We start from the raw sequence: 8,845 nt of genomic DNA, 5'->3' as shown, positions 1-8,845 counted from the left end.
CATCACCGACACCACCAACCTGATCACGCTGGATAACAGCGGCGTACAAAACGCCTCGGGCAATGCGGGCGCCGGCACCACCAACTCCAACAATTACGCCATCGATACGGCGCGCCCGACCGCCACCCTCGTGGTCGCGGATGCGGCCCTCGGCGTTGGCCAGACCTCGCTGGTGACCATTACTTTCTCTGAGGCGGTCACCGGTTTCACCAACGCCGACCTGACCNTTGCCAACGGCACCTTGAGCGCGGTGAGCAGCAGCGACGGCGGCATCACCTGGACCGCGACCTTTACGCCGACCAGCAACATCACCGACAGCACCAACCTGATCACCCTGGACAACACCGGCATTGCTGACCAGGCTGGCAACGCCGGCAGCGGCACGACCGATTCCAACAATTACGCCATCGATACCCAGCGCCCGACCGCGACCATTATTTTGGCCGACCCGACGCTGAGCGCGGGCGAAACCTCGTTGGTGACCATTACCTTTTCCGAAGCGGTCACTGGGTTCACTAACGCCGACCTGGCCGTTGCCAACGGCAACTTGAGCGCGGTCAGCAGCGCCGACGGCGGCATCACCTGGACCGCGACCTTCACGCCGACGGTTGGCGTCCGGGACACCACCAACCTGATCATTTTGAACAACAGCGGCGTCAGCGACATTGCCGGTAACACCGGCACCGGCACGACCAACTCCGGCAACTACACCATCGATACCCTCTTGCCGACCGCCAGCATCGTGGTTGCCGATAACGCGCTCAACGTCGGCGAGACATCCCTGGTGACCATCACCTTCAGCGAAGCGGTCACCGGCTTCAACAACGCCGACCTGACCATTGCCAACGGCACCTTGAGCGCGGTCAGCAGCAGCGACGGCGGCATTACCTGGACGGCGACNTTCACGCCGACCAGCAACATCACCGACACCACCAACCTGATCACCCTGGACAACAGCGGTGTGCAAAACGGNTCGGGCAACACCGGCAGTGGCACTACTGATTCCAACAACTACGCCATCGACACCGTGCGCCCGACTGCGACGATTGTCGTGGCGGACACCACGCTGGCGCTGGGCCAAACCTCGTTAGTGACCATCACCTTCAGCGAGGCGGTCAGCGGTTTCGACAACAGTGACCTGAGCATCCCCAACGGCACGTTGAGCGCGGTAAGCAGCAGCGACGGCGGGATCACCTGGACCGCCACCTTCACACCGACCCTCGGCGTGACCGATGCGACCAACCTCATCACTCTGAACAACACCGGNATCGCCGACCTGGCCGGCAACATCGGCAGCAGCATTTCGGTTTCCAATAATTACGCCATCGACGGCGAACGGCCGACCGCCACCATCGTCGTTGCCAACCCGAACCTGGGCGTTGGCCAGACCTCGCTGGTGACCTTTACCTTCAACGAGGCGGTGAGTGGTTTCGATCTGTCGGACATCAGTGTCGCCAACGGCACGTTGTCCAACCTGTCCAGCAGCGACGGCGGCACAACCTGGACCGCGACGCTGACGCCCACCAGCAATATCAGCAACGGCAACAACGCGATCAGTTTGAACATTGCGGGTATCAGTGACGGTTCGGGAAATGCGGGTAGCGGCACAAGCCAGTCGAACAACTTCGCGATCAACACCGCACCGACGTCGACTTCGGTTGTGCTGGTTCCGGCGGATCCGGAGTTCCGGGTCACCGAGCCGGTGACGCTGCCCGATCAGCCAAACGTGCCCTTGCAACCGATCATCTTCACTGCGCCCACGGGTGATCTCGGTTCGCCGCTGACCTTCACGCCGCTGTTCGAACAACGGGTGATCGGCAATGGCATCCGGCCGCTGGGGGACATTTTCATCAACCGCGGGGCGATCTCGCCAAGCTTCATCGCTCAGGTGTTCAGCAGCAGCGACAGCGGTGGTGACGGCTCGGGCCAGGGGTTTCTCGGCTTTGGTGGCGGCGATGGCGGGGTGTTCGGCACCAGTACGCTGTCGAGCCTGTTCAATCAGGACACCGGCAGCGAGCGTAGCGAGCTGAATTCTTTCGGCAGTCATTCGATCAGGGGCGGGGATGTTTCCCAAGGACTGCGCGGCGTGTTTGGCGCGCTGACGCTGAACGAGCAATTGCAACAGCTCAAAGACACCGAGCAACGGCAGGTCGACAGCCTGGCCGCGGCGTTGAAACAGGTCGGCATCAGCGAAATGCAGGCCTGAAAAAAGCCATAAAACCAGTGCAGCACCCAGGGGCAGTCAAGGATGAATAGAAGTCACATGTTGTTCAGCGCCAGCCTGTTGGCGCTTGCGATAAGCGGATGTGCCGTCACCAGTGAGCCGATCGAGCGCAGCGTCAGCGAACAGCGCGCCAAGAGCGATCTGCAGAATATGTACACCGGACAGGAGCCCCTCAGCGGTCCTCTGACCTTGCACCAGGCCATGGCCCGCGCGGTTAAGTACAACCTCGAAGGCCGGCTCAAGATCATGGAAGAAGCGTTGGCCAAGCGCCAACTCGACCTGGCCAGTTTCGACATGCTGCCGCGCATGGCCCTGGCGGCAGGTTATGCAGGGCGCAGCAACGTCAGCGCCTCCAGCAGCCAGAGTGTGCTGACCGACACCCAGTCGCTGGAACCATCGACCTCCCAGGATCGCGACCGCCGCGTGGCCGACCTGACCATGGTGTGGAACGTGCTCGACTTCGGCGTCAGCTACATCAGCGCCAAGCAGCAAGGCGACCAGCGACTGATCATCCAGGAACGTCGGCGCAAGGTGATCAACACCATCGTCCAGGACGTGCGCTCGGCCTATTGGCGAGCGGTGGCGGCCGAACGTTTACTGACGCAGATCGACAGCCTGATGGCGCGAGTCGATACGGCGCGCGGCAACAGCCAAAGCATGAGCACACAACGCATCGGCGATCCGATCCAGGCGCTGGGTTATCAGCGTTCGCTGATCGAAGCGACCCGCCAGCTCCAAGAGCAGCGGCGGGCGCTGTCCCTGGCCAAAACCGAACTGGCGACCCTGATCAACCTGCCGATGGGCACCGATCTTAAACTGGCGACCCCGGACGATTACTCTATCCCGCAATTGAAAGTCGGCATGGCCAGCCTGGAGCATGAAGCCCTGGCTAGCCGTCCAGAGTTGCGCGAACAGGATTACCAGACCCGCATCAGCACTGCCGAAACCCGTAAAGCCATGCTGCGGCTGTTGCCGGGGCTGGAGTTTTCGGCGGGCGGGCATTACGACAGCAACTCGTTCCTGGTCAACGACAAGTGGGCCGACTACGGCGCCAAGATCACCTGGAACCTGTTCAACGTGATTTCCGCACCCGCTGCCATCGACGTTGCCAAGGCCGGCGAAGAAGTCGCCAAGGCGCGGCGCCAGGCCATGTCCATCGCGGTGCTGGCCCAGCTCTATGTGGCGAACGCCAACTATCAGGAAGCGCTGAATCAGTTCCGGACCAACCAGGAATTGTCGAGCATCGACGGGGAGATTCTGGGGCAATTGCGCAACCGTCATCAGGCGGCGGGCCTTGGAGAACTGGACCTGATACAGGGTGAGCTGAACACGTTGCAGGCGGATTTGCGCCGGGACCTGTCCTACGCCGATCTGCGTAACGCCTACGGCCAGATCTTCGCCAGCGCCGGTCTCGACCCGATGCCGGACGAGGTGCAATCCACCGAAGTCCAGTCCATCGCCACCGCCTTGGCCAACCGCGAAGCGGCGTGGGCGTCGGGCAACATCAGCGTGCCGGTGGCCCATGCTCCCGTCCAATAATCTGCGGGTGCCGACCGCGAGCATCAATCGCGAACAACGGGAGACCCGCAATGGTCATCACGGCGCCGCGATCCTGCTGACCGGTTTGCCGGCGGCGGGTAAATCGACGCTGGCCCAGGCGCTGCACGCCGAGTTGTTCGAACTCGGCGTGCAAAGTGTGGTGCTCGATGGCGATGGGCTTCGGGTCGGGCTCAATCGCGATCTCGGTTTCACCGACAGCGACCGCCTGGAAAACATCCGTCGCGCCAGTGAAGTGGCGGCGCTACTGGTGGAGAACGGGCAAATCGTCATCCTCGCGATGATCGCGCCGTTGGTTGAGTTGCGTGAAGTGTTCGCTCGGCGTCTGGGTGAGGATTACCGCGAAGTCTGGTGCAGCGCTTCGTTGGCGGTGTGCGAGCAGCGCGATCCCAAAGGTCATTATGCGCGGGCGCGACGCGGTGATTTGGCGGGGTTTACCGGTGTGTCCGCGCCCTATGAACCGCCGCCATCCGCCTCCCTGGTGCTCGACACCGGCGTTCAGTCGGTCGAGGCCTGCCTCGACCGCTTGCTGACCTGGCTCGGCGAGTGTGCAGTGCTGCCGAAAAGATGAGTCGACCGGCCTTCTCGCGCTTGCCGGTGGCAGTGGATTTGCCGCTGTTGTTGCAGGCGTTGGCGGCGATTGGTGAAGACGCGTGGTGCGCGCATTTCAACAGCGATTACTACGCCGGGGACTGGAGTGGTGTGGCGCTGGTGTCGGCGGCGGATGCGTTGACGGAACTGTCGCCGGGGCGTGGCGAACCGCTGTTGCGTGCGCCGTGGCTGCGGGATGTTCGTTGGCAGCAAGGCTTGCGCGATCTGCCGCTGGAGATTGTGTCCGCACGCCTGTTGCGACTGGGGCCGGGCGGGCAGATTCACGAACACCGCGACTATGATCTTGGCGGACCAGACGCCGATTTACGCCTGCACATGCCGTTGCTCAGCCCGCCGAAAGTGGACTTCATGCTGGACGGTCAGCGCATTCCGATGCTTGCGGGAGAGTGTTGGTTTCTCGATTTGTCGCGGCCGCATCGTGTGGACAATCGTGATACTCGGGCACGGGTTCATCTGGTGCTCGATTGCCGGCCGGGCGACTGGCTGGAGCAGGCGATTGCCGACGGTGTATCGACCACGCCGCTGCCGGATTCGGGTGACGGCGCCTTGCTGCAATTTCAGCGTCTGGTGGCCAGTGATTTGCAGCTGTCGAAGACCTTGCAGGGCTTGCCGGACACCGAGCTGTTTATCACCCGCACCTTGGAGCTGGCGGCGGAGCGAGGCCTGGAATTTTCTCGGGAAGAACTACGTGCCGCGATGCGCAGCGGCCGCCGCCGATGGAATGAACAATGGAGCGCCTGAATCTCGAAGGCTGGTTGCCGATTCGGATCTGGCAGCCGGCTGGCGAATGGCAGGTCGATTGGTGCTGGTTCGGGGACACGCCGTTGCATCAGCCGTTTTTTCGCGATGCCGTGGAAGCGGCGCTGCGGTTACCGTTCAATCAGGCGTTTCGTCGGCAAACGCCATTGGCTGTTCTCGGCGACTGGCAGGCGTGCAGTCCCGGCCTGGCGCCGAGCGCTTTTATCTTTCACGCTTCGCGCTGCGGCTCGACCCTGATCGGTCAGATGCTCGCGCAACTCGATAACCACATCGTCATTAGCGAACCGCCGCCGCTGGATGCCTTGTTGCGAAGTGGTTTACCAGCCGTCGAACGGCGTGCCGCTATCGCAGGGTTGTTGTCCGCCTATGGTCAGCGGCGGCGCGGTATTGAGCAGCGGCTGGTGATCAAACTCGATGCCTGGAACATCACCGAATTGCCCCTGTTGAGCGAATGTTTTCCCGATACGCCTTGGTTGTTTGTGTACCGCGATCCGCTGGAAATCGCTGTTTCCCATCTGCGCCGCCCGGGCATGCACATGGTGCCGGGGATGATCGGGGCGAGTGGGTTGGATGACGAATGGCCGTTCGACAGTCGCGAGGATTTTATTGCGCGGCGGCTGGGGCGGTTGCTGGCATCGGGGTTAGCGCAATGTCGGGCGTTTGGTGGATTGGCAGTGAACTACAGCGAGTTGCCGGGGGCCATGGCTGGGCGGTTGGCCGAGTTTTTCGGGTTGGATGACTTGCAGCGTGAACGAGTGTTCGCGGCGGTGGGGCTGCATGCCAAACAGCCTTCAGCGGTGTTTGTGGGGGACGGTGATGAGAAGCGTCGTGAGGCTTCGGCGGTGATGCGTGAGCGGGTGGAGCTTTGGGCGCGAGGGCCTTATGAGGCGCTAGTTGCCAAGTCATGCATTGACAGTACTGACGCCATCGCGAGCAAGCTCGCTCCCACAGTTGATCTTCAGTGAACACAAAATATGTGTACGACGGAGATCCAATGCAGNACTACAACTTGAAGGAAATGTCCGACGGAGTTACCAGACATTGGTGTTTTCGCGGAAGGTCAGGATTTGGACGACAAATCCGCCATCCCTTTGAGCAATTCGATCGGCAGCGGGAAGACGATCGTTGCTGTCTTGTCACCGGCAATCGAACTCAACGTCTGCATATACCGCAACTGCATCGCCCCCGGCTGACGCCCCAGCATCTCGGCGGCCTGCATGAGTTTTTCCGAGGCCTGCAATTCACCTTCGGCGTGAATCACCTTGGCCCGGCGTTCCCGCTCGGCTTCGGCCTGTTTGGCGATGGCGCGGACCATCGATTCGTTGAGGTCCACGTGCTTGATCTCGACGTTTGCCACCTTGATGCCCCAGGCATCGGTCTGGGCGTCGAGCACTTGCTGGATATCAATGTTCAGCCGTTCCCGTTCGGCCAGCAGCTCATCGAGTTCATGTTTACCCAGCACCGCGCGCAATGTGGTCTGGGCCAATTGGCTGGTGGCCATGAGGAAATCTTCGACCTGGATGATGGCTTTCTGCGGATCGAGCACGCGGAAATACAGCACGGCGTTGACCTTGACCGAAACGTTGTCGCGGGTGATCACGTCTTGTGGCGGCACGTCGAGCACCACGGTGCGCAGATCGACGCGAACCATTTGCTGGACCACCGGAATCAGCAGGATCAGGCCAGGGCCTTTGACTTGCCAGAAGCGCCCGAGCTGGAACACCACCCCGCGCTCGTATTCGCGCAGGATGCGGAAGGTCGACCCCGCCAGCGCGATCAGCAGTAACAGCAGCGCGGCAAATCCCAGTTGCAGGCCCATGTCTATTCTCCCTTCGACGCCGCATCAGCCGCGGCCACTTTCAGCAGTAATCCCTTGCGTGCCACCACCCGGACCTTTTGCCCCGGTTGCAGCGGCGTGCTGCTGAGCACTTGCCACTGTTCGCCTTGCAGGTGCACCCAGCCGTTACAGGCGTTGTCGGCTTGCAACGAAATCACCGGCGTCACGCTGCCGACCAGCCCGGCATCGCCGCTGACGTTGTGGCGTGGTCGGGTTTTCAGGGCGTGGAGCAGCAGGAAGATCAACAAAAGCGCACTGATCAGTCCCAGGCCGATCATCAACGGCACCGGCACTTCGGTGTTGGTCAGGATCACCGCGCCGATGACGAACATCACAATGCCGCCCAGCCCGATCACGCCGTAATTGGGCAGCGCCGCCTCGGCGATCAGGAATGCGATGCCGAACGTGATCAGCCAGATCCCCATGGGGTTGGGGGCCAGCAAGACAACGGTGTCCGCCGCGAAGACCGATCCGCTTAAGGCCAACAGCAGCGCAACTGCACAGCAACGAATGTTCACGCGACCCTCCGGGAGAGTCATTGATGGTTCTTTATACAGTCTAGCTGAGCTGTGGGTTGTACGAATTTTGACCAGTTGTTGGCCTTGCCCCGGCGGGCGGATTTCTCTCCGGAATGCGACAGCAGGCCTAGACTTTCAGTACGAAGAAAAGTGTTAACCATCGTCCGCCCAACGTTGTTGCGGACACCGAGGTGCATCATGCGTATGGCAAGAACCCTGCAGAACAGCCTGGAGAAGGCGCACTGCGAATATGACATCGTTTCCCACCCGCACTCGGCCAGCAGCCTTGAAACCGCGCGACTGGCGGGCATTCCTGCCGAACGGATGGCCAAGTCGGTGATCCTCGACGACCACCACGGTCATTACCTGATGGCCGTGCTGCCCGCCAGCCGTCACCTGGACCTGAGCAAAGTGCGCAGCAGTGGCGAATGGCAGGTCTCCCGGGAAAGCAACCTGCCGCACCTGTTCGACGATTGCGAACGCGGCGCTGTGCCGGCCCTGGGCGAAGCCTATGGCCTGGACGTGGTCATCGATCCGCTACTGACACGACAGAAAGACATCTACCTGGAAGCCGGCAACCACACCAATCTGCTGCACATGGACATGCCGCAGTTTTTGAAAATGGTGCCGCACGCCGAGGTGCGAGAGTTGAGCTAGTGAGTTTTGTGGAGTCAGTGATACCGTCATCGCGGGCAAGCCACGCTCCCACAGGGTTCACGCAGTTCCTGTGGGAGCGTGGCTTGCCCGCGATTGACTGCAAAGCAGTCACCCAATCATCTGCCATCAATAGGAGCCCACCATGGAATCCCCAACCCACAGCCTCCCTTCCCTGTTCAAACAACTCGGCCTGGACAGCGACCCGGTCAGCATCGACCAATTCATCGCCACCCATTCACCGCTCAAACCGGAACTGCATCTGGCAGACGCGTTTTTCTGGACCAAGAGTCAGGCGGACTTTTTGCGGGACGAGATTCTGGACGATGCAGATTGGGCGGAGGTGGTGGATCAACTGGATGTGCTGATGAGGAAGGGGCGGGGGGTGTGAGAATTACCTTTCTGGGGCCACTGTCGGGAGGTATGGACAAGCGCGAGTATCCAGACTGCGTCCGGCTCGAGCTGATAAACCAAGCGATAGTTTTGATGGGGAATTGACTCGCGAGTACCTGTTCAGCATCTCTGAACTCGCGAAAAACGCAGGAACTATAGTGCGTGAGGCGCAAGACAGGCCTGTCTCTGGTTCAAGTTTCATCGTAAAAACAGCTTGTTTGGACATTTCCATTTCCTCGATGTGGATACTGACGAAGTATATACATCTTCAGTACCGATGTTGATTCAGGC

General features: G+C 61.0%; 9 protein-coding genes and 1 pseudogene. 7 read left to right on the top strand and 3 right to left on the bottom strand.

Features of this window, described 5'->3' with window-relative positions:
* From B7L09_RS16445 to B7L09_RS16425, 5 genes are all read left to right on the top strand, one after another.
* Positions 1–2,206: Ig-like domain-containing protein (locus tag B7L09_RS16445; protein ID WP_255142089.1), on the top strand; the 2,206-nt coding region annotated here is incomplete at its 5' end.
* A 42-nt stretch (positions 2,207–2,248) separates the two neighbouring features.
* Positions 2,249–3,763 (top strand): TolC family protein, encoded by a 1,515-nt coding sequence (locus tag B7L09_RS16440; RefSeq protein WP_094469726.1) that lies wholly within the window; start codon positions 2,249–2,251, stop codon positions 3,761–3,763.
* The gene (gene cysC, locus B7L09_RS16435; protein ID WP_094469725.1) at positions 3,747–4,352 is read left to right on the top strand and encodes an adenylyl-sulfate kinase; all 606 of its coding nucleotides are present in this window, start codon (positions 3,747–3,749) and stop codon (positions 4,350–4,352) included. Before B7L09_RS16440 ends, cysC begins: the two co-directional genes overlap by 17 nt.
* Complete coding sequence (locus tag B7L09_RS16430; protein ID WP_094469724.1) at positions 4,349–5,134, top strand: aspartyl/asparaginyl beta-hydroxylase domain-containing protein; 786 nt, start codon at positions 4,349–4,351, stop codon at positions 5,132–5,134. Before cysC ends, B7L09_RS16430 begins: the two co-directional genes overlap by 4 nt.
* Positions 5,122–6,117 carry a sulfotransferase family protein gene (locus B7L09_RS16425; protein ID WP_094469723.1) on the top strand — a complete coding sequence of 332 codons (996 nt, stop codon included), beginning with the start codon at positions 5,122–5,124 and terminating at the stop codon, positions 6,115–6,117. Before B7L09_RS16430 ends, B7L09_RS16425 begins: the two co-directional genes overlap by 13 nt.
* A gap of 95 nt (positions 6,118–6,212) precedes the next feature.
* Here the strand turns inward: B7L09_RS16425 and B7L09_RS16420 are convergent, their stop codons facing one another.
* Both B7L09_RS16420 and B7L09_RS16415 read right to left on the bottom strand, forming a co-directional pair.
* Positions 6,213–6,971, bottom strand: a complete 759-nt coding sequence (locus tag B7L09_RS16420) for a slipin family protein (protein WP_094469722.1) — start codon at positions 6,969–6,971, stop codon at positions 6,213–6,215.
* Between the two features lie 2 nt (positions 6,972–6,973).
* Positions 6,974–7,507, bottom strand: coding sequence for an NfeD family protein (locus B7L09_RS16415; RefSeq protein WP_094469727.1), 534 nt, complete (start codon positions 7,505–7,507; stop codon positions 6,974–6,976).
* A 198-nt stretch (positions 7,508–7,705) separates the two neighbouring features.
* On the opposite strand from B7L09_RS16415, the gene B7L09_RS16410 reads away from it, so the two are divergent.
* Both B7L09_RS16410 and B7L09_RS16405 read left to right on the top strand, forming a co-directional pair.
* On the top strand, positions 7,706–8,164 hold the full coding sequence (locus tag B7L09_RS16410; protein ID WP_094469721.1) for an aminoacyl-tRNA deacylase: 459 nt from the start codon (positions 7,706–7,708) through the stop codon (positions 8,162–8,164).
* 142 nt (positions 8,165–8,306) lie between these two features.
* Positions 8,307–8,552: a DUF2789 domain-containing protein gene (locus tag B7L09_RS16405; protein WP_094469720.1), complete on the top strand. Its 246-nt coding sequence runs from the start codon at positions 8,307–8,309 to the stop codon at positions 8,550–8,552.
* Here B7L09_RS16405 and B7L09_RS32415 read toward each other — a convergent pair.
* Positions 8,513–8,671, bottom strand: a pseudogene (locus tag B7L09_RS32415) (type II toxin-antitoxin system RelE/ParE family toxin); the annotation flags it as partial. The gene B7L09_RS16405 and the pseudogene B7L09_RS32415 overlap by 40 nt on opposite strands.
* Positions 8,672–8,845: the final 174 nt, after the last annotated feature.

Source organism: Pseudomonas mandelii, assembly GCF_002251635.1.
Taxonomy (GTDB): Bacteria; Pseudomonadota; Gammaproteobacteria; order Pseudomonadales; family Pseudomonadaceae; genus Aquipseudomonas; species Aquipseudomonas mandelii_B.
The sequence above is the reverse complement of the archived record's forward strand: the minus strand, read 5'-3'. Positions and strand labels throughout refer to the sequence as shown.